The 20,806-nt window shown below is 60.1% G+C and carries 18 protein-coding genes; 8 read left to right on the forward strand and 10 right to left on the reverse strand.

Features of this window, described 5'->3' with window-relative positions; all coding sequences use genetic code 11:
- Nucleotides 1-28: 28 nt before the first annotated feature.
- The 5 genes from hrpB to HNR46_RS10245 all read left to right on the forward strand — a co-directional run bounded on the left by hrpB (nt 29) and on the right by HNR46_RS10245 (nt 5,982).
- Entirely contained in the window at nt 29-2,611 is a 2,583-nt protein-coding gene (gene hrpB, locus HNR46_RS10225; protein ID WP_184018429.1) for an ATP-dependent helicase HrpB, read from the forward strand.
- Nucleotides 2,612-3,064: 453 nt separating this feature from the next.
- The gene (locus tag HNR46_RS10230; RefSeq protein WP_184018431.1) at nt 3,065-3,610 is read left to right on the forward strand and encodes a hypothetical protein; all 546 of its coding nucleotides are present in this window, start codon (nt 3,065-3,067) and stop codon (nt 3,608-3,610) included.
- 28 nt (nt 3,611-3,638) lie between these two features.
- On the forward strand, nt 3,639-4,007 hold the full coding sequence (locus tag HNR46_RS10235; protein ID WP_184018433.1) for a hypothetical protein: 369 nt from the start codon (nt 3,639-3,641) through the stop codon (nt 4,005-4,007).
- Nucleotides 4,004-5,011 (forward strand): chorismate-binding protein, encoded by a 1,008-nt coding sequence (locus tag HNR46_RS10240; RefSeq protein WP_184018435.1) that lies wholly within the window; start codon nt 4,004-4,006, stop codon nt 5,009-5,011. Before HNR46_RS10235 ends, HNR46_RS10240 begins: the two co-directional genes overlap by 4 nt.
- 53 nt (nt 5,012-5,064) lie before the next feature.
- On the forward strand, nt 5,065-5,982 hold the full coding sequence (locus HNR46_RS10245; protein WP_184018437.1) for a DUF808 domain-containing protein: 918 nt from the start codon (nt 5,065-5,067) through the stop codon (nt 5,980-5,982).
- A gap of 21 nt (nt 5,983-6,003) precedes the next feature.
- On the opposite strand, the gene HNR46_RS10250 is transcribed toward HNR46_RS10245, so the two are convergent.
- Together HNR46_RS10250 and HNR46_RS10255 are read right to left on the reverse strand one after the other, a co-directional pair.
- Nucleotides 6,004-6,420 carry a SufE family protein gene (locus HNR46_RS10250; protein ID WP_184018439.1) on the reverse strand — a complete coding sequence of 139 codons (417 nt, stop codon included), beginning with the start codon at nt 6,418-6,420 and terminating at the stop codon, nt 6,004-6,006.
- Nucleotides 6,421-6,478: 58 nt separating this feature from the next.
- Nucleotides 6,479-7,630, reverse strand: a complete 1,152-nt coding sequence (locus tag HNR46_RS10255; RefSeq protein ID WP_184018441.1) for a glycerate kinase — start codon at nt 7,628-7,630, stop codon at nt 6,479-6,481.
- Nucleotides 7,631-7,798: 168 nt separating this feature from the next.
- Here HNR46_RS10255 and HNR46_RS10260 point away from each other — a divergent pair, with 168 nt between their 5' ends.
- Nucleotides 7,799-10,918: a PVC-type heme-binding CxxCH protein gene (locus tag HNR46_RS10260; RefSeq protein ID WP_184018443.1), complete on the forward strand. Its 3,120-nt coding sequence runs from the start codon at nt 7,799-7,801 to the stop codon at nt 10,916-10,918.
- A 10-nt stretch (nt 10,919-10,928) separates the two neighbouring features.
- On the opposite strand, the gene HNR46_RS10265 is transcribed toward HNR46_RS10260, so the two are convergent.
- The 5 genes from HNR46_RS10265 to HNR46_RS10285 form a co-directional block, all read right to left on the reverse strand.
- Nucleotides 10,929-11,243 (reverse strand): DUF4235 domain-containing protein, encoded by a 315-nt coding sequence (locus HNR46_RS10265; protein WP_184018445.1) that lies wholly within the window; start codon nt 11,241-11,243, stop codon nt 10,929-10,931.
- 56 nt (nt 11,244-11,299) lie between these two features.
- Nucleotides 11,300-11,482 carry a YqaE/Pmp3 family membrane protein gene (locus tag HNR46_RS10270; protein ID WP_184018447.1) on the reverse strand — a complete coding sequence of 61 codons (183 nt, stop codon included), beginning with the start codon at nt 11,480-11,482 and terminating at the stop codon, nt 11,300-11,302.
- Nucleotides 11,483-11,501: 19 nt separating this feature from the next.
- Nucleotides 11,502-11,786, reverse strand: a complete 285-nt coding sequence (locus HNR46_RS10275; protein WP_221285115.1) for a hypothetical protein — start codon at nt 11,784-11,786, stop codon at nt 11,502-11,504.
- Between the two features lie 177 nt (nt 11,787-11,963).
- Nucleotides 11,964-13,364: a cardiolipin synthase gene (gene cls / locus HNR46_RS10280; protein ID WP_221285116.1), complete on the reverse strand. Its 1,401-nt coding sequence runs from the start codon at nt 13,362-13,364 to the stop codon at nt 11,964-11,966.
- Nucleotides 13,365-13,560: 196 nt separating this feature from the next.
- A complete protein-coding gene (locus HNR46_RS10285) occupies nt 13,561-14,373 on the reverse strand; it encodes a PP2C family protein-serine/threonine phosphatase (protein WP_184018450.1) in 813 nt (270 codons plus the stop codon).
- A gap of 199 nt (nt 14,374-14,572) precedes the next feature.
- On the opposite strand from HNR46_RS10285, the gene HNR46_RS10290 reads away from it, so the two are divergent.
- Complete coding sequence (locus HNR46_RS10290) at nt 14,573-15,586, forward strand: glutamine synthetase beta-grasp domain-containing protein (protein ID WP_184018452.1); 1,014 nt, start codon at nt 14,573-14,575, stop codon at nt 15,584-15,586.
- Between the two features lie 142 nt (nt 15,587-15,728).
- On the opposite strand, the gene HNR46_RS20630 is transcribed toward HNR46_RS10290, so the two are convergent.
- A complete protein-coding gene (locus HNR46_RS20630; protein ID WP_221285117.1) occupies nt 15,729-16,481 on the reverse strand; it encodes a hypothetical protein in 753 nt (250 codons plus the stop codon).
- A 13-nt stretch (nt 16,482-16,494) separates the two neighbouring features.
- Nucleotides 16,495-17,841, reverse strand: coding sequence for an LptF/LptG family permease (locus HNR46_RS10300; RefSeq protein WP_184018455.1), 1,347 nt, complete (start codon nt 17,839-17,841; stop codon nt 16,495-16,497).
- Nucleotides 17,842-17,970: 129 nt separating this feature from the next.
- Here HNR46_RS10300 and HNR46_RS10305 point away from each other — a divergent pair, with 129 nt between their 5' ends.
- Nucleotides 17,971-19,971, forward strand: coding sequence for an ATP-dependent DNA helicase (locus HNR46_RS10305; RefSeq protein WP_184018457.1), 2,001 nt, complete (start codon nt 17,971-17,973; stop codon nt 19,969-19,971).
- Here HNR46_RS10305 and HNR46_RS10310 read toward each other — a convergent pair whose 3' ends face one another.
- Nucleotides 19,972-20,754, reverse strand: a complete 783-nt coding sequence (locus HNR46_RS10310) for a type I 3-dehydroquinate dehydratase (RefSeq protein WP_184018459.1) — start codon at nt 20,752-20,754, stop codon at nt 19,972-19,974.
- Nucleotides 20,755-20,806: the final 52 nt, after the last annotated feature.

A 20,806-nucleotide genomic window follows, 5' to 3' on the forward strand; every position in this document is an offset into this window, starting at 1 on the left:
TCCGCCGGCGCTGTGGTAGAACCCGGCCGTGCGTTTGCCGGTATTTGAGATTGAGGACGAACTGAAGGCTGCGGTTGCGACGGGTGACCGGGCGAGGGTGCTATTGAAAGCTCCCACGGGATCGGGGAAATCGACGGCGGTTCCTGGGATGATCCGGGACGCTGGATTGGAGGGCAGAGTTTTGGTCATTGAGCCGCGGCGAATGGCGGCACGGCTATTGGCGGGATGGGTGGCAAAGCAGCGGGGTGCTTCGGTTGGCGGGGAGGTGGGATATGCGGTGCGTTTCGACACGAAATATGGTCGGGAGACGCAGATCCTTTTTCTGACGGATGGCGTTTTCCAAAGGTGGATCCAAGACGACCCTGAGCTGAAAGGGGTGTCTGCCGTGGTCTTTGATGAGTTCCACGAGCGGAGACTGTCGGTGGATGTGGCATTGGGGAGGTGCTTGGATTTGCAGGAGAAGTCGCGGAACGACTTAGCGGTGGTGGTGATGTCGGCGACCTTGGAGACGGCGGGATTGGCCGAGTTTCTTGCGGGGCCACGGCAGGCCGATCCGGTCACGATCTTGGAGGCGGGTGGGCGGACGTTTCCGGTGGAGATTTCCTATCGGCCTTCGAGGCCGGTCAGGGATCGCAATGGGCGGATGGTGGAGCCACCGGTCTGGGAACAAATCGCGAGTGCGTGCAAAGAGGCGCTGGTGGATCCGGATTGTGGCGACGTGTTGTGTTTCCTGCCCGGAATGCACGAGATCCGGAAAACGGAGGAGCTGTTGCGCCATGCGGGTTGGACCCGAGGGCGGACCATCTATCCGTTGCATAGTGGGCTGCCGCCAGCAGCGCAGGAGGCGGCCGTGTCGAATGGGGGAGGGCCGAAGATCATCGTTTCGACGAACGTGGCGGAGACATCACTCACGATCGAAGGGGTGCGGACGGTGATTGATTCCGGACAGGCGCGGGTGTCCGGATTTGATGCTCGGCGTGGAATCGGGACGCTTTTGGTGAAGAAGATTTCGCGGGCAGCGGCGGATCAGCGAGCCGGGCGGGCGGGGCGGACCGCGGCGGGCCGGTGTTTTCGGTTGTGGAGCGATGGCGACCAGGCGCGGCGCGAGGGCTTTGAGACTCCTGAGGTGCATCGAGTGGATCTTTCGGAAGTGTGTCTGTTGCTGAAGGCGAGCGGTGTGAGCGCGGTAGCGGATTTTCGTTGGCTCGATGCGCCGAAGCCGGAGGCGTTGGCGCGGGCAGAAAGTTTGCTGCATGGATTGGGTGCCACAGATTTGCACGGAAGGATCACGGAAGAAGGAAAGGCGATGGCGTCGTTGCCTTTGGAGCCAAGGTTCGCGCGATTGATGATGGCCGGTGTCGAGCACGGCTGTGTGGCCGAGATGGCTTTCGTGTGCGCTGCTGTCCAGGGGGAAGGGATCTGGTCAGGGAAGGGAGGGGGCGGCATGAAAGATTTCGTCGATGTACGAGACTTCTCGGACTTTCAAGCGGAGTGGCGAGGATTTGGCTCCGCGGAGGCGATGCAGTTTGACCCGCGGAGAGTTTCCCCATTGGGCATCCATGGTCGCGGTGCGCGGGAAGTGGCCCAGAGCTTTGATCGATTGAAGAAGCTAGCGTGGCAACGAGGTTGGCCGGTGGATGAAGTGGACTTTGACGGGAGGAGAGATGCGGTGGGCAAGGCGATGCTTGCAGGTTTCAGTGATCGACTCGGCGTGCGATTTGGGGAGGCCACCTTGGCGTGCCGGATGGTGGGAAACCGTCGCGGGAAACTGGATGAGCACAGCGCGGCGAAGCGGGCGGGAGCCTTCGTGGCGGCCGAGATGACCGAGGTGGAGGGTCGTGAGGTGATCACGCATTTGAAGCGGGCGACGGCGGTGGAGCTCAGTTGGCTGCGTGACTGGTTTGCAGAGGATTTTTCTGAAACCGATGGAGCGGCTTGGGATGAAAGCAGGCGTCGAGTGGTGGGTCGCAAGGAGTTGCGGTTTCGCGATCTCGTTCTGGAGAGCAAGGATGTCGACCAGGGGGTGAATCTCGACGCGGCGGCGGAGCTTTTGGCGGAGCGAGTGCTGTCGGGGGAGTTGGTTTTGAAGAAGTGGGATGCTGCGGTGGAGCAGTGGTGTGCGAGGTTGGGGTGTCTATCGGAATGGATGCCGGAGTTGGAGTTACCGACATGGACGCACGAGGATCAGGCAGCGGCCGTGGCGCAGATTTGCCATGGTGCGGTGAGCTACAAAGAGATCAAGGAGGCGGAGGTGTGGCCGGTATTGCGCGATTGGTTGAGTCCGCCCCAGCAGGCGGCCTTGGATGCGTACGCGCCGGAGCGATTGAAATTGGTGAACGGTCAGAATCCTAAGGTGATGTATGAGGTGGGGAAGGATCCACAGATTGGACTTCGAGTGCGGGATCTCTTTGGAGTTTGGGAGACGCCGAAGATCGCAGGGGGGAAGGTGTCAGTGTTGGTGCATGTGCAGGCACCGAATCAGCGGCCGTGGCAAATGACGAAGGACTTGGAAAGTTTCTGGAAAGGCGGCTATGCGCTAATGAGGAAGGAATTGGCGGGGAGGTATCCGAAGCACCCGTGGCCGGAGAATCCGAAAGAAAACGGGGGGTAGAGGAGTGCGGGGGCATGACCCCGCTTTTTGGGGGAGGTGGGGTTGTGGGGTGAGCTGGGATGGAGCCGACATGTCGGCTCTGATGGGGGTGCTGGGGTGGGAGCGGCTCGGAGAGAAAAGCGCCGACGTGTCGGCGCAGTCCGGAGGGAGAGAGGAGTGCGGGGGCATGACCCCGCTTTTTTGGGGGAGGTGGGGTTGGGGGGTGAGCTGGGATGGAGCCGACATGTCGGCTCTGGAGAGGGTGCTGGGGTGGGAGCGAGGCGGAGGGGAAAGCGCCGACGTGTCGGCGCAGTCCGGAGGGAAGAGAGAGAGGAGTGCGGGGGCATGACCCCGCTTTTTTGGGTGAGCTGGGATGGGAGCGAGGCGGAGAGAAAAGCGCCGACGTGTCGGCGCAGTCCGAGAGGTCACCGAAACAACTTGGAAGGGAGGGGGAGGTTGGTGGAAGTTCAGGACGTGGCCCGATTGCTGATGCTGGTATCTCTGATGACGCTGATCGCGGCAGCGGTAGCGCGATGGTGGTTTTGGGGGAGAATTCGAGATCAGGGACGACGGATCCCGTGCGAAATGTCTGTCGCCGAGTTGGGGAATGCGTTGGGCGTGCCCGCCGGGCGCTCGGGAGAATTGAGGGATGCGGCCGCATTAGGGAGCGCGTTGCGCGAGGCAGGATTGAAATTGATGGAAATGGAGGGAATTGCAGAGGCGAAGCGTCGGCGAATCGGCTGGTGGAATCTGAGGATTCTTCCGGCGCTGGTGGCAGTGGTGTTGGTGTTTTCCGCGGTAAGCCGATGGGCGCCCTTTGCTTGGGTTTTGGCAGTGGGGATGTTGGTGATGGCAGGGCACGTGGCCGTCCGCATGAGTGGTGTGGGGGTGGAGTTGGAAGCGGTGAAGCGGGGTCACATGGAGTTGAGGAAGAAAGTTCGCTTGCGTCGCGTCGACGAGGAAGAGGCGATCTTGCGTTGCGCCCGGGCGAGTGTGTGGGAGACGATTTTTCCGTGGTGAGTGGATGGGGTCTGCTTTAGATCGTTCCATGGTTTACTCGCTGTTTTTCGGAATGGGATTCAACTTGGTGCCGCTGATTTTATGGTGGATCGGCACCTGGATTTGGAGGCGGACGGCGCGGGATTTGGCGTATTGGGCTTTGTGGGTGGGGGTGTTGATCGTGACGTTCGCGGATGGGTTGAACTTGGTCGTTGGAGGGATGTTGATTGATGGTTTTGGGGGGAATGACTGGATGGGTTGGAATCCGCTGGCAGGCCTTGGCTGGTTGGGGCAGCTGATTTTTTCTGTGGGCTTCGTGATGCGAGCCTTGCGTTCGGCCCGGGAAATGGAGCGCGTGAAGGAGTTGGAGATGGTGATTCAGGCGCAAAGTGAGCAACTTTCGCGGCAGGAGGGATGAAAGACACTTGGGCATTTTTGGGATGGTCGGGAGGCAAGGTGCTGGTGGGCAGAGGGCCCTTTCGAGCATCGGCGGTGGCCCCAGAGTCGGGCGCGGCCTTTTACCGCAACGATTTTGGTCTGAGCTCGGATCTCCCTTGGTGGATCCCTGCGGAGTGGGCGCTGATGGAGCCTGCGGCGCTGGCGAGGGAGTGGGAGGGTGAAGAACCGCCTCGGGTGGCGTGGGAGGCATTGGATGCGAGTCCGTTTGCTGGGGTGTTTCAGGAGATCACGACTTCGATTCGCTGGGGAATTTTTGAGAAGACGGTGCCGGTGGTGGTGGAACGGGGAAGCTTCGTGGCGGGTGCGGGGCCTAGCTTAGCGGTGAGAGCATTGGCAGGGCCTCCGCCGCTGGTTCCCTATGGGTGGGTGGATGGCCGCGGGGGATTTGCCGGGATGTCGCCCGAGCATCTTCTGATGTTGGAGGGCCGGATGTTGAGAACCATGGCACTGGCGGGAACGGCACGTGCCGAAGAGCGCGAGGTTCTGGCCGTGGACGAAAAGGAGATTCGCGAGCACGAGTTTGTCGCCCAGGCATTGGTTTCGAAGCTGGGAGATCTCGGGAGGTTGGAGCGCGGAGCCCGGGAGGTGCTGGATCTCGGGCCTATTGTTCATTTCCATACGCCGATCGAAGTGGCACTGGATCGCGATGAATCGGTCGAATCGCTGATTCGGCGGCTGCATCCGACCCCGGCTTTGGGGCCTCTTCCTCGGACCGGAGAGACGATGTCGAGATTGCAGACCTGGCGGGAGAGATTGGGGGCTCCAGTGGAGTTCGGGGCCCCTTTTGGAGCCTGGGTGAATGGGGTGGCTCGGGTGCTGGTAGCGATCCGTGGTGTGTGGTGGCGAGGGGAAGATGTGAAGTTGCCGGCGGGCTGCGGGGTGATTGAAGCCAGTCGGTTGGTAAACGAATGGCGAGAGCTACGACTCAAGAGGGAAGCCGTGAAGGCCCGCTTTGGGCTATGAAGCGCGGAAAGATGGTGCTTGGCAGAAGTGCCGTAAGCCCTTGAATCCGGGCCATGGCTGGAGCTTCGCTGTGGATGCTATTGGACGATATCGCGTCGATTCTCGACGATGTGTCAGTGATGACCAAGACGGCGGCGTCGAAAACGGCGGGCGTGTTGGGGGATGATCTGGCACTGAATGCCCAGCAGGTGAGCGGGGTTGTGGCGAAACGGGAGCTGCCTGTGGTCTGGGGAGTGGCCAAGGGCTCAATGGTGAATAAGCTGATTTTGGTGCCCGCTGCTCTTGCGCTCGATCACTTCATTCCCGGTGCCATTCAACCTTTGTTGATGCTCGGAGGAACGTATCTGTGTTTTGAGGGGGTCGAAAAAGTGCTCGATTGGATCCAGCACCGTAAGCGGAAAAGCCCGGAGGCTGCAGAGCGGAAGTTGGCGGAAGCTCAGGGGGGGGCGAACGGTGGTTTGGATGAAAAGGCCAAGATCAAGGGGGCGATTCGGACCGACTTTGTTCTCTCGGCTGAGATCATCGTGATCACGTTGGGAGTGGTGACCCAGAATCCAGAGACGAGTTTTGCCACCAAAGCCATGGTGCTGGCGGCGATTGGCGTGATCATGACGATCGGCGTCTATGGATTGGTTTCCTGCATCGTGAAGCTCGATGACTTTGGGCTCTTTTTGAGTCAAAAATCCGGGATGCTGCGGAAAATCGGACAGGCCATTTTGCGAGCGGCGCCGTATTTGATGAAAACCCTCTCGGTGGTGGGAACGGCCGCGATGTTCCTCGTGGGAGGAGGCATTCTCGTGCACAATGTGGGGCCACTGCACCATGGGATCGAGCGCGCCTTGGACGGCACCCCTGGGGTGATTCACGGGTTGGCGGCAAATGGCTTCAATGCGTTGTGCGGGATGGCCGCGGGAGCATTGGTGCTGGCGGTGGTGCACCCATTGACGAAGCGATTCGGCAAGGGGCACTGAAATCAGCGGTCGGCGACTGCTTCAGGCATTCGCGAATTCGAGGGCGCGCTGTTTCATCTGGGTCGCCATCAGATTGAGGGCATTGGCGCGGGTGGGTGCCAAGTGCTCTTTGAGGCCGGTCTGGTCGATGAAGGAGAGATCGGCGGTGAGGATTTCGTCGGCGGGTTGCTGGTCGAGAACCCGCACGAAGAGGGCGATCATGCCCTTGGTGATGACAGAGTCCGAGTCGGCGGCATAGTGGACTTTCCCGTTTGCCGAGGTGGCGTGAAGCCAGACTTGGGATTGGCAGCCTTTGATGAGCCAGTCATCTGTTTTGAGTTCGGCGTCCATGGGAGGCAGGGTTTTCCCGAGGCCGATGACATATTCGTAGCGCTCTTGCCAGTCTTGGAAGAGTCCGAGTTCGTCGAGGACGGCCTGTTGGTTTTCCGCGATGCTCATGCCACCGGGATGGGACGACGAGATCCGCGGAAATGCACGGGAAAACTCGCGCCAGGGTTCAGCGGGCGCCTACCGGGCGGAGCTCAGAACGTCCGTCAGGGTCGTAGAGATCCGGTTGGGCCGCAGCGATGGCGAGTTCGTCCGCAGCGTGGGAAATGAGGTAAGGGATCGACTTCCCGGTATCGGCGAGGGCGACGAGGAAGTCGAATTCCCCGGAGTCGCGCGCGGCTTGGTCGGCGAGCCCACAGAAACCGACGACGGTTTTCCCATGGGCGCGGCCCATTCGGGCAATGCCGACGGGGCCCTTCCCTGATAGACTTTGGTGGTCGATGGACCCTTCACCCGTGATGACGATGTCGGCCGCGGCGACGCGACCTTTGAGATCGAGGAGGCGGGCCAGCAGATCGAATCCCGGGACGAGACGGGCGGAAGTGAAATGGAGCAATCCGAAGCCGAGGCCACCTGCGGCGCCGGCACCGGGATCGAGGGAGGCGTCATTGGCTCCGGTGACTTGAACGAGTCGGTTCAGGAAGGCCTCGAGAAGCGGCCGGGTTTCTTCGGTGGATCCTTTTTGGGTCGAGAACACGGCGGTTGCACCACGTTCGCCGAGCAGTGGATTGTCGACATCACAAGCGACGGTGATGGCAGGAAGAGGAGGAACCTCGGAGGCATCGATGCGGGTCAGGGAGGCCAGGGCCGCGGGCGTGGCATCCAGTTCTCTTCCTGCAGCATCGAGGAAATGATAGCCAAGTTCCTGCGCCATGCCACAGCCACCGTCGTTGGTGGCGCTGCCACCAATGCCGAGCACGATTTTGTCGACATGGTAGGTTTGGATGGCGTGGAGCATCTGTTTGCCCACGCCGCGTGTATGGGTGAGCATGGGGTCGCGCTCGTTTTCTTGGAGCCGCCAGAGACCGGAAGTTTCGGCCATTTCAATGACGGCGACCCGGCCATCGCGGGTTTCTGCGAGGAGGTAGCATGACTCGATTTCACGTCCGAGTGCGTCGACCGAGGGGCAGGAAATCCATTTTCCCTGAAGGGCCGGGGCCAATGTGGCCATGAATCCTTCTCCGCCATCGGCAATCGGGCAAAGATCGAGTGCGGCTTCTGGGAGCACATTGCGGATCCCGGAGGCGATGGCCTCGGCAGCTTGATTGCCGGTCAGGGCTCCTTTGAATTTGTCGGGAGCGATGAGAATGCGAACAGGCATGTGAAGTGTCGGAAGTCGAAAGGTTGAACTAAAACGCGGAGTGCTTGCGACGGGAAGGTGAAATTTACGTAATGGGCCGAATTGTCGGAAGGAATGAAATTCCAGCGGTTTGAGAACGGTAATTCAGCCAGCCCGCCCCATACGGTCTCAACCCATCGATCCTTCGCAATGATCCGACTTCTTTTGCTCATTCCTTTGCTGGTTTCCTCCCTTTCGGCCCAAGTCGCCCAGCCGCGCCGCTTGGAAGTCCTCTTTCTCGGGGATGATCGAGGTCACAACCCGCTGGAAAGGTATCGCTTTCTGAAGCAAGCTCTCGGTCCGCAAGGCTACAATCTGACCTACACGGAGGACCTTGGGGACATGCAGCGCGAGGTGCTGGATGGCTACGATGCTTTGGTGGTTTACGCGAACCATGAACAGGATGTGGTGCCGACCGCGATTCTCGGCTGGGTGAAGGATGGAGGCGGTTTGGTGGCGCTGCACAGTGCCTGCGGATGCTTCCACCCATCACCGGAGTGGTTCTCGCTGGTGGGCGGAAAGTTCAAAAGTCACGAGGGTCACATTTTCTCGCCGGAGAATATCGATAAGCGTCATCCGATCACCAAGGACTTGCCGGTTTTGGAGGCCTGGGATGAAACGTATGTGCACGAGGATTTGAGCGAAGATCGCCACCTGTTGCAGGTTCGACCTCCGATCAACCAAGGCGAGACCAAGCCGGAGCCCTGGACGTGGCTGCGCACGGAGGGCAAAGGCCGGGTTTTCTACACGGCGAGTGGTCATGACCTGCGAGTGTGGAAAGAGCCTGCTTATCAAGAGTTGGTGGCGAGGGCCATTCGTTGGGCAGTTGGCACGCAGAAGGCGGCCATGTTTGCGAAATATGAGAAGCCGGAGTTGAAGCTCGATGAGCCACGGGTGCGGGATCGGGCCCACCCGGAGATTCCGATGATGGAGCTTCAGGAACCCCTGACGCCTTATGGGAGTGCTCGTCACGCGCAGGTCCCGGTTGGAACGAAGCTGGAATTGTTCGCGAGTGAGCCGATGATTGTGAATCCCATCGCCCTTGATTGGGATGCCCGTGGACGTTGCTGGGTGGTCGAAGCGTTGGGATATCCGAATGATGTTCCCCTCGATGAAGGCAAGGGTGAGGATCGGATCAAGATTCTCGAGGATACGAATGGTGACGGGAAAGCGGACAAGATGACGGTCTTTGCCGATCACCTGCGTCATTGCACCGGGCTGACCTTTCATCTCGACGGGGTGATCGCCACGGATGGTCCTGATTTGGTTTTCCTCCGCGATACGAATGGAGACGACAAGTCGGACAAGAAGGTGGTGCTCGGAAGTGGCTTCAACATGGGCGACACCCACGCCTCGGTTTCCAATCTGATCTACGGGATGGACAATTGGGCGTATGCGACGGTCGGGTATAGCGGTGTCGACATGCAGGTTGCCGGGAAGCCGAAGAAGTTCGGCCAAGGGGTCTTTCGTTTCCGTCCCGATCTTTCGGATTTGGACTATCTTCAGGCGACGACCAACAATACCTGGGGAATCGGTCTGCAGGAGGATGGATCCGTGTTTGGATCGACGGCTAACAACAATCCTTCCTGGATGGTTTCGATTCCGCAGCGCGTGTATCGCGAAAGTGGGATGGAGCAACCTCGGACACCGCAGTTGGATGATCGGCCGTTCATGTATCCGAACACGAGCGACATCACTCAGGTTGACCAAATCGAGCGCTACACGGCCGCGGCTGGGCACTTTTTCTACAACGACACCTTGCTCGGGAATCACATCATTCCCAAGGATTCGGCGTTCATCTGCGAACCGACAGGTCACTTGGTTTCGATGGGGAAAGTCACAGATCAGGGGTCGATCAAGACCACGAATCTGCGGGGGCAAAATCTGTATGCCAGTGCGGATGCCTGGAGTTCCCCGGTGTATGCCCGGACCGGACCTGACGGAGCGGTGTGGATTGCCGACTGGTACAATCCGATCATTCAGCACAATGTCGTGTTCCGTTTTTGGAACCCGGCGCGGGGATATGATCAACCGCACAGCCCATTCCACACCGGCCATCAGAATCCGGGCAAGGGCAATGCGTATGTGACGCCATTGCGCGATCGTGAGCACGGCCGGATTTGGCGGGTTGTGCCTCAAGACCGTCCGGTGCGGAAGGTGCCCACCATGTCGACTTCGGATCCGTTGGAATTGGCCCGTCAGTTGAATTCGCCATCTCAATTTCTGCGCCTTCAAGCCCAGCGGTTGTTGATCGAACGTGGGAAGGAAGACGCCGTTCCGACGCTACTTTCATTCCTGCAAATGTCGGCCTCACCGGAGGGGGTCGAGGCGCCCTTGGGAGCTTATCATGCCGTGCGAGTGCTGGCGAATTTGCCGGGAGAAGCTGCGAAGAATGCGGTGCGGGATGCTTTGAAGCACGCGGATCCCGGCGTGAGGCTTCAAGCCGCCGAGTCGGTGGACCTGGGTGACGCCGAGTCGCTCGCCGCTCTCGCCGAGGTCGTGATGAAGGCGGAATCGCCGCGGGATCGCCTGCGAATCTTCACGGTGGTGGCCGATGCTGCAGAGAATGAGACCTTGGCGCAGGGTCTCTGGCAGGCGGTGAAAGCCGGTCAGTTTGCCGACGACTACGAACGAGATGCCGCGTCGTTGGCGATGCTACGCCAGGGAGGAGAACTCATCAAGGCGGCGGCGCCAGAGTTGGCCACATCGGCAGGCTGGGCGAAGGACAAGGTGGCTTGGGTTGCTCAGAGGATGGCTGGCCATGAGGTCGATCCGAGTGTGATTGCGGCTCTGGATGCTGTCGCGGAGCCGGATCGATCGAATTTGATTCGCGCGCTGGGTGAAAAGCCCACCGAGAAACCGAAGGAGGCTCCGCTTCCGCCTCATTTGGTGAAGGGCAAAGAGCTGTATCAGAAGCTTTGCATCGAGTGCCACCAATCGGATGGCAAGGGGGTCGCGAAAACATTTCCTCCGTTGTTCGAATCGGAGTGGGTACGAGGAGACATGGACACGGTCGCTCGCATCATGCTTGGGGGCCTGATGGGCCCGGTGACCGTGAAGGGAGAAGATTATGTGAGCGCCATGCCGGGTCACAGTCATTCGACGGATGACGAATTGGCGGCGATCGCCAGCTACATCCGGAAAGCATTCGGCGGTCTGGACGAAGCGCCGGTGAAGGCCGAAAAGTTTGCGGAACTTCGCCCTGAGGTGGATGCCCGGAAGTTCGTGCCGTGGACCGTGGACGAGTTGAAGAAGGCCTCCGGAAAATAGGAAGCTCTGCTTAAGCGAGTTCGTCGGTTTTTTCCTCCATGTCGTATCCTTCGGCCGGAAGGCCAAGGAGCGGCAGGGAGCGGCGGACGATCAGCCGCGAGTAGGCTCCGGTGAGGCCAGCTAGTGCTGTCCAGGCGAGAGCTTCTTTCCAGCCGACGTCGGCTCTCGCCGGATTGCGTGGCGGGTCGCTGCGGGTCACTCCACGGTAGATCCAGCCTGCTCCCATGCGAGCTACCTTGGCTGCCAAAGCAGGAAGAAGGAACCCTGCACCGATCGCGATGATGCGAGCGCTTCGGTGCTGTGGAGTGGACGAGTGATGTTTCATCGAAGTCAAAAAAAGCCGGACCGGGGGATCGAACCCCGGCCCGGTTTTGCCGTGTGTCAAAGAATGACGAGCAGGGCGTGAATGAATCCTGGCAGCCAGAACAGGAGGGTGAGAACTAGGTTCAGCAGGAAGCTTCCGTTGAGGCCTTCTTTCAATGCCACAGCGAGTGGCGGGAGGAAGAAGGCGATGATGATCAGAAGCAGCTTGTTGGTGCCGGTGGCAGTTGTTGGTGTTGCCATGGTAAGTGGGGGTTAAGGATTACTCTTCGTTGGCAGGCTCAGCTGGCGGCTCGGTGGCCGGGGCTTCGTTGTCCTCTTCTTCTGGGAGGTCGATATCTACGGTCGGAACTTCGACTTCGACCTTCTTCTTGCCGACGGTTACGTCCGGACCTTCGACTTCATATTTGGGCAACTTGGTTTCGCCTTCCACCTTCACCTTCGGCAGCTCTCCGTCCTCGACTTTATCGACGTCGCAGGAGGTAAGACCGAAGGTCATGATCGAGGTAGCAAAGAGACCCAGAGTTGGAATGTGTTGGAGTTTCATGTCGGGACCCTTTTTCGCAAGGGCTGTGCCACGATGAGTGAATGGGTTGTTAAAGTTTTGATAGGCAGCAAGTAACGGTTTTTCGGGGTGTGCGAATCCGGATCCAACTCATGCCGATTTCGTGCTGATTGCGACTCCCTCCCGTGCATGCATGCAATGCGCAATGCAGGATCTGAACTACTGGATGGGTGCGAGCAGACGCGATACCCGGACACCCACCTTGAAGGGCCAAGACTGGCGGTCGAGGTCTTCAGGCCGAGCCCGTCGGCTATGGGAAAAATCCTCGCGCAGCATGGCTTCTACCTGGCTGGCAAAGCCGACATCGCGAATGCCGACTTGGAGCTCGAAATTGAGACGGAACGAGCGGTTGTCGACATTGGCGCTACCGATGGTGGCGAAGTCGTCGTCCACCAGCAGCACTTTCTGGTGCATGAATCCCTTTTGAAAGCGCCAGATCTGGACTCCCGCCATCTCCAGTTCCCTGAGGTAGGAATACGACGAGTAACGTACAAGGCTGCTGTCGAACTGTTCGGGAATGAGGATGCGGACATCAACGCCCCGTCGACCGGCGAGTTGGAGGGCTTGGGTGATCGGTTCGTCCGGAACGAAATAGGGGGTGGCGATCCAGAGTCGCTTCTGGGCTGCGTGAATGGCAGCAAGGTAGTAGAGCGAGCAGGTTTCCATCGGGTCGGCTGGCCCGGTAGGAATGGCGATGGCTTCCATGCCGTCGGGGGTGTCGGCTGCCTTGGATTCGATGTTCCAATCGAGGTGATCGAGGATTTCCCCGGTTGCCCAGTTCCAGTCTTCGGCGAAGGGGACCTGAAGGCTGGTGACCACGGGCCCGGTGAGGCGCATGTGAGTGTCTCTCCACGGGCTCAGAGTCGGATGGAGACCGAGGTACTCGTCGCCGACATTGTGTCCGCCGACAAAAGCGGTCTTTCCATCGACGACGACAAGTTTGCGGTGATTGCGGAAGTTCAGTTGGAAGCGGTTGGCACCGCCGACGAGGTTGAGGAATGACTGGGCATGCACCCCTGCTTGGCGGAGAGAATCGAGGTAGCTGGAGGAGAGACCGAGGCAGCCGTAGTCGTCGTAAAGGAGGTAGACTTGAACGCCCTCTCGGGCTTTGCGAGCGAGCCGCTCGGCGAGTCCTCGCCCAGTTTCATCGTCTCGGATGATGTAAAATTGGACGAGGATGTAGTTTTCTGCCTGATCGATGGCTTCGAAGATCGACTCGAAGGTGGGCGACCCATCGACAAGGATTTCCGCCTGATTGCCATAGGTGACAGGCAGCGACGATAGGTTGGAAAGGGTTCCCATCAAACCAGGCAGGTCGGTGCGGGCAACATCGGCGGTTTTGACCGACTCGATCAAATGCTCTGCCATGGGTCGGAGGTCCTTGATGCCGGCTTGGCGGGTTGTGACGTAGGTCTGAAAATCGTTGTCACCAAAGATCATGTAGGCGGGAACGGCGACCACTGGGAAGGTGTTCAGTGAAATGGCCCAGGCGATGGCTCCTTGGGAGGTGCGGGTATCCATCACTGCGGAGATCGACTGGAAGAAGCCGATGATGTGCATGGTGATGAGGAAAAGCCGGAGGAGGGGACGCCGTCGTGCGTGGGCAAATCCTAGCCATCGGGCTGTGCGGGGATGGTTGAGACTCAGCCAAGAGGCGAGGCGGCGTGCGTATACTCGGGGGCCATGCATGATGGGAAATCCCCTAACATGCATCCTCCGAAACACCGGGCAAGCGGAGGAAGTCCGCGCAAATCCCTCACTGGACCTCGATGAGCAGGGCCGTGGTGTTGTCGCGGCCGGATTCGGACACGGCGTAGCGAACGAGCTGTTCGGCGTCGAACTCGCCGCGGGCCATCTCGTCGATTCTGCGGTCCCACAGGCCATCGCAAAGTCCATCCGAGCAGAGCAGGAAGCGATCGCCCGTTTGGTAGTCGACGCGACCGAATTGCGGGTCGAGGAACTGGGTTTTTCCGCCAAGGACTTGATCGATCACGTTGCGTTGGGGATGGGTCCGTGCTTCGCGTTCGTTGATCTTCCCGAGTCTTCTGAGGTGACCGACCCGGCTGTGATCGTGGGTGATTTGGATCATGTCGCCGTTTTTGGGGAGCGAGTAGATGCGGCTGTCGCCGACATGTCCGAAGGCCATCCAACCCGGCATGAACCAGGCGAGGCTGAGGGTGGCGCCCATTCCTCGGCATTCCTCGTAGTGACGGGAGAGCTCGATGAGGGAGGCGTGGGTGGCGGAAAACACCTCGGCGAGCACGTCGGAGAATCCGGCGTCAAGCCTCGATGCCCCGAGTTTGAAGCTGGCAGGAAGGAGTCGGGTGATCTTCTCGACTGCGATCTTGCTGGCGACTTCACCCGCCTTGGCGCCTCCCATGCCGTCGCTGACGGCGAAAACGAAGTCCGCGAACTCAAGGCTGCCAGATCCATCCTTTCCGAGGTAACGGACTTCTTGATGATCAAAGTTCAGAGCGAGGAAGGCGTCCTCGTTGTTTTTGCGGAAGCGACCGACATCGGTGCGGCCGGACCATCGAAGTTGGGGAATGGATTGTTCCGGATTTTCCATACGAAGGCAGTGCTCAGCCTGCTCGTGGGAGCGATGTCACTCTAGCGAAAAATTTTCATTCCGTGGTCGCGAGTGGCCCGCTATTTGCTTCTTTTGTCCACGGGGATTCGTGGCCATTTCCCGTTGGGAGTCACGGATTTCCCCCATCCACGCGACTTCGCGTCACGCAAACCGACAAACCACCAAACAACCGACTACGATGCCCAAGTTCAAATTGGAGTATATCTGGCTCGACGGCTACACTCCCGTCCCGAACCTCCGCGGTAAGACTCAGATCAAGGAGTTTGAAAGTTTCCCGACTCTTGAGGAACTTCCGATGTGGAGCTTCGACGGCAGCTCGACCCAGCAGGCCGATGGCCACAACTCCGACTGCCTCCTGAAGCCGGTGGCCGTTTATCCTGACACTACCCGCAACAACGGTGTGCTGGTGATGTGCGAAGTTCTGCTTCCTGATGGCACCCCTCACCCGACCAACGCCCGCGCCGAAATTCCGGATGACGAAGGCACCTGGTTTGGTTTCGAGCAGGAATATTTCCTCGTGGAAGAGGGCCGTCCGCTTGGCTTCCCGAAGGGCGGCTACCCGAATCCTCAAGGCGAGTACTACACCGGCGTTGGCTACAAGAATGTCGGTGATGTCGCACGTCAGATCGTGGAAGAGCACCTCGACCTCTGCCTTGACGCAGGCATCAACCACGAAGGCATCAACGCCGAAGTGGCCAAGGGCCAGTGGGAATTCCAAATCTTCGGCAAAGGCTCGAAGAAGGCTGCGGACGATGTGTGGATGGCTCGCTACCTCCTGATGCGCCTTTGCGAAAGCTACGGTGTCGACGTGGATTGGCACTGCAAGCCCCTCAAGGGCGACTGGAACGGATCCGGGATGCACGCCAACTTCTCCACCACCTTCATGCGTGAGTCGGGTGGCAAGGCCTACTTCGAGAAGCTCATGGAAGCCTTCGCGAAGAACAAGGAAGAGCACATTGCTGCTTACGGTCCGGACAACCACATGCGCCTTACCGGTCTGCATGAAACCGCTTCGATCGATACCTTCTCCTACGGCGTCGCTGACCGCGGTTGCTCGATCCGTATCCCGCACAGCTTCGTCAACAACGACTACAAGGGCTACATCGAAGATCGCCGTCCGAATTCCCAAGGCGATCCCTACGCCATTGCGGGTCGCATCCTGAAGACGATTCAGGAAGTTCCGACCGCCTAAGTGGATTCTTTGAACTGCTGATTCCAAGACCGTCCGTCCCTCATGGGGGCGGGCGGTTTTTCTTTGGACGCGAGAGGGGATCCTGAGATCCCCCTCTTTGGCGGAGCGGTGAGCTCTTTGGAGAGTTGCTGGGGTGGGCCGATCAGATCGAGCTGCCGCGAGGTGGCGGCGGCTCGTCGGTCTCGTCGGTCTCGTCGGTCTCGTCGGTCTCGTCGGTCTCGTCGGTCTCGTCGGTCTCGTCGGTCTCGTCGGTCTCGTCGGTCTCGTCGGTCTCCGTGGCTTCCGTGGCTTCCGTGGCTTCCGTGGCTTCCGTGGCTTCCGTGGCTTCCGTGGCTTCCGTGGCTTCCGTGGCTTCCGCGGCTTCCGCGGCGACATCCTCAGGGCGACGGCCACCGTGCTCGAGGAGGAAGATCACGTCCTCTTGGACTCGCTCGACTTCATCGAGCGGGATATTGGGGTCTCGAATCAAGTAGGCTTCACCGGTCTTGCGGTGTTCATAGACGCGAAGAATGCCGCCGGGGACGGCTTGGGAGTCTGTTTCTCGAAGGAGTTTCTGCCGTTCGAGCATCACGGCGAGGATGTAGCGGACGTTCTCCGTATGATCCTCGTCTTCGTCGACCAAACGACGGAGGAGGGTTTCAGGGTCCTCCTTTTTCATGGGGTCCTCCTTTTCCGCCTGAGATGGTGGGAGGTAGACGGTTTTCCAGAAGGAGAATGGAACCTCGGACGGGGATTCCTGAGCATCCCACGCTTTTAGGGAAAAATCTTTCCGCAGGTAACCGGAGGATTCGGGATCAGGAAACAGGGCGGTGATGATGGTCTCTCCTTCCGTGAAAGGCTCCCCGGACAGGGCGCAATGACGGGAACGAGAGCGAATGTGCCAGGACTGGAGCATGGGAGGAGGGGCCTCAGGATTCGTTCGGGATGAGGCGACGCAAGGTTTGATAGATCGGGCGACCGGCGAGGCGACGCTGGAAGAGGAAGATGGCCAGCAGGCCGAAGAGGACGTTAGGCAACCAAGCTGCGACAAAGGGAGGGAGGTGGCCGGAATCGCCGAGAGTGAGAGAAATGGTGGTGGCGAACATCAGTCCGGCAGAGAGAAAGACGGCCAAGGCGACGCCACCGCTGGCGCCTCGACGGGAAAAGACGACTCCCAGCGGGGTGGCGAGGAGGACCATGATCAGACAGTTGAAGGGCTGGGCGAAGCGGTGATGCCACTGGGTACGGTGGGTGGCCCGGGCCGGAGAGACGTGACTTTTGGATTTGAGCCATCCCGCGAGGGCCGGGACGCCGAGTTGGTGAGCGGGGAGGCCGGGTTGAATGATCTCGGCGGGGGTCTCACGCCAATCGGAGACGATGTAGGGATCGGGGAGGTCGTGAACGAATTTTGGTGGTTGGCCGGCTTCGATCTTGCGCATGACGGCGCCGGAAAAGCGCCATTGCTTGCGGACGGGATCCCAGGCGGCGGTGTCGGCGACGAGGCTGCTTTGGAGGCTGCCGTCGGGGTTTTCTTGAACGACGCGGACGCCAACGAGAGGAGCACCCTGAGTGAAATTGGCAGGGAAGCTCCGGACCATCCAGATGCGCGGTTTGCGGGGGTTGCGGAAGAGGACGTAATCGGCGGCGGATTCGCTGAGCCCGCGGGCGCTGTCGAGGATCTGTTTTTCGCGGGCGACGGAGGCAGGTGCCCATTGGAAATCGAGGCCCATGCAGAAGAGCGTCGCGAGAAGGCCGGTGAGCAGGAAAGGGGTGGTGACGCGGGCGAGGCCGCGCCCGGTTTGAATCATGGCGATGATTTCCCGCGAGGTGGAGAGTTTGCCCAGGCAGAAGAGCAGGGAGAGCAACAGGGCGTAGGGAATGAGGATGGTAAAGACCTCGGGAAGGCGCGCGGAGTAGAGGCGCAGCATGGTGAGCCCGACGTTCTGGGAAGACCTCAGTTCGGAAAGGTTGTCCTGGAAATCGATCAGCAGCCAGATCATCAGGAGGGCGCTGAAGGCGAGGCCGAGGAGGACGAGGAATTGGCGGGTGACGTAGCGAGCCAGGGTGCCCCCGAGTCCATAAAACAGTCCGCCGAGAGCGGGGACGAGGCAGAGTCCGGCGAGGACCCACGGGCGGAGTTGTTGGAACGTGGCGTCGGCGTCAGGAAAGCTCGCGAGATGGGTCGTCACGGCAGCCTGTTCCTGCGGCACCAGGACCGCCGCCAGGGCAATTCCGGCGATGAGGAGAATGAGGCAGGGGAGAAATCGGCGGGACATGGCTCGGTCGGCCCCAAAGGATGGACGGATCGGTCGGCTTGTAAAGGTTGCGGCGAGGGGAGGGAGATTGCGGAGGAGGATCAACTTCGGGCTTGGATGGCGGGCGGCGGCGACGCGGAATGGCGGCCGATGATCGGACTTGCGGGAGAACAGGCGGCACCGGGCGGACTCGCTGCGGAAATTGCCCAGGCTTTTTCACCGGGAGGCTTGTTGTCAAAGTCGCCCGATTTTGAGTTTCGGCAGGAGCAATTGGAGATGGCGGTGGCGGTGGCCCGGGCGTTGGAGCAGCGGCGGTCGCTGGTTGCAGAAGCGGGGACGGGAGTGGGGAAATCTCTGGCCTATTTGCTGCCGGCCGCTCTCCATTCTCTTTCGAGTGGGCGTAAGGCGATCATTTCAACCCATACGATCAATCTTCAGGAGCAATTGGTGCGCAAAGACATCCCGATTGTTCGCAAGTTGCTGGGGCAGGAATTGCCGGCGGTGTTGTTGAAAGGGCGGGGGAACTACCTGTGCCCGGCGCGTCTCAAGCGTGCTCGCGAGCAAACACGGGATTTGTTCACTTCGGGGGAGGCGGAGGAGTTGGAGGCGATTGCTCGCTGGGCGGAAGCGACCCGGGATGGGACGCTGAGTGATTTGGATTTTCAGCCCTCGATGAAGGTGTGGCTGCAGGTGTGTTCGGAGGCTCATATTTGCACGGCTCGGTATTGTGGGCCCCGGGGAAATTGTTTTTTTCAGGAGGCGCGGAAGCGGGCCGCTGAGGCGCGGTTGGTGGTGGTGAATCACACTTTGTTTTTTGCGCTGATGGACACCGGCGAGCTGTCGGAGGACGGCCGCACGGCCGGTTTTTTGTTTCCAGATGACTTTGCGGTGCTGGATGAGGCGCACACTGTGGAGCAGGTGGCAGCGGTGCAACTCGGGCTGCGGGTGAGCCAGGCCGGGCTGCGATTCGATCTGCAGCGGCTTTACGACGGGCGACGGCGCAAGGGGTTGCTGCGGGGTTATGGCAACGCTGCGCTGTTCCAAGCGGTGGAGAATGCTCGAATGGCGGCTGAGGAGATGTTCGATACTCTCGGCGGAGCGGCGGGATTTGGGGAGTGGTCGAAGGAGTGGCGAGTTCGGGAGCCGGAGATTGTGCCGAATTTGGCGGCGGCTCCGTTGCGGGAATTGTGGGAGAGAATCGATGCGATTGCCGCGGAAACGGAGCATGAGATGAGTCGCAGCGAGCTGCAGGATGCGTCGCGGCGATTGCGAGAGGTGCACGGGTCGATTGCGGCGTTCCTCGATCAGAGGGACGAGGGTTCGGTGCATTGGGTGGAGAAGGCGGGACGCGACGAGAGTTTGTTTTCGATGCACGCGGCACCGGTGGATGTGGCGGATCGTTTGCGTCCGTTGTTGTTTGGAGAGGGCAAGACGTGCGTGATGGCGAGCGCGACCTTGGGGGTCGGAGATCCGGCGCTGTCGTGGTTTCGAGGGCGCGTGGGCGCGGAGGACGTCGAAGCACGGAGTATTGGTAGTCCTTTTGACTACCGGCGTCAGATGCAGTTAAAAATTTGGAAATCGATGCCGGAACCGAGTTCCCGCGAGTATGGTCCTGCGTTGATTCGGGCGATTGGTGACGCGGTCGCGATGAGTCGGGGACGAGCGTTCGTGTTGTTCACCAGCTACCGGATGATGCGGGATGCGGCTGCCGCGCTGCGGGATCGCTTTGAGCACGAGGGCTGGCGGCTGTTGGTGCAGGGGGAAGGGATGCCGCGGCACCGGATGATTGAGGTGTTCCGGGAGGAGACGGACAGCGTGCTGTTCGGGACGGATAGCTTCTGGACCGGAGTGGATGTGCCGGGGGAGGCACTTTCGAACGTTGTGGTGACACGCCTGCCATTTGCGGTGCCGGATCATCCTTTGACGCAGGCGCGGTTGGAGGCGCTGGAGGCTTCAGGAAAGAACCCCTTCATGGATTATTCGGTGCCAGAGGCGATCTTGAAGCTCCGCCAGGGCGTGGGCCGATTGATTCGCACCGCGAAGGACTCGGGAATGGTGTGTCTGCTCGACAATCGAGTGCTGACGAAGCGCTACGGAAAGATCTTTCTGGATGCACTACCGGATGCTCCCAGAGAGATCGTGGGGGCTTGATCAGGAGACGGGATAGCTCTGGACCGATTGGATGGCCTGCCGCAGTTGCGCCGCGCTCCATTGGCCGGGAGCGGTTGGAGTGTCGCCGAGGTAGCCGTAGTTCAAGACGGATCCGAATTGGGCGAACGTCACCCGAGAGATCGGAGCAAAGGGTCCCATCCCCATCAGGGCCACGGGAAAGTCAGAGCCGACAATGAATTGCCCGAGGGAAGGGAGGCGATCCAACTGCCAGTCCATCGCGAAGGCGGCCTTGAATCCGGCAGCACCGGCGTGTCGGGCCGCTTCTTTGGCGGCATGCAGTTGAGCGATTTCGGGAATTCCGTGAAAATCATGGAATGAGGCGATCCACGGGAGCTCGTGGGCGGCCAATTCGGTGATCAAGGCGCCCATTTCCGGAATGGAGGCCACTTCGATGTCGATCAGCGCGGCGTCGTCGAGGATTTCGTTGAGCAGGGCCATGCGCGCTCGCGCGTCCAGATCGCCCGATCCGCCTTCAGAGGCCCTGCGGGCGGTGAAAAGCACCGGAAGTTTTTCAAATCTTTGCCAATTCCGCAGGCGCCGCTCGTCGGCAGAGAGCAAATCGAGGCGCACCTCGATCAGGTCGCAAGCTGCCTCGACCCTTTCTGGGGCGAGCTTTTCAAGCGCATCGGCAGTGCCGAAACTGCCCACCACCAGTGGGTGATGAGGGCGAAGCGGGAGGCGGGAAGGTTCCACCCCGCGAGCCAACTCTGAGCACTGCCAGGTGTCAATCGAAGGCTGTAAATACAAAGGCTGCAGAGCCATCTACGTAGCATCTCGTGGAGCTTTTTTCCTCGTAATACGTCCTTTTCTCTGG

The sequence above is a fragment of the Haloferula luteola genome (genome assembly GCF_014201715.1).
GTDB lineage: Bacteria > Verrucomicrobiota > Verrucomicrobiia > Verrucomicrobiales > Akkermansiaceae > Haloferula > Haloferula luteola.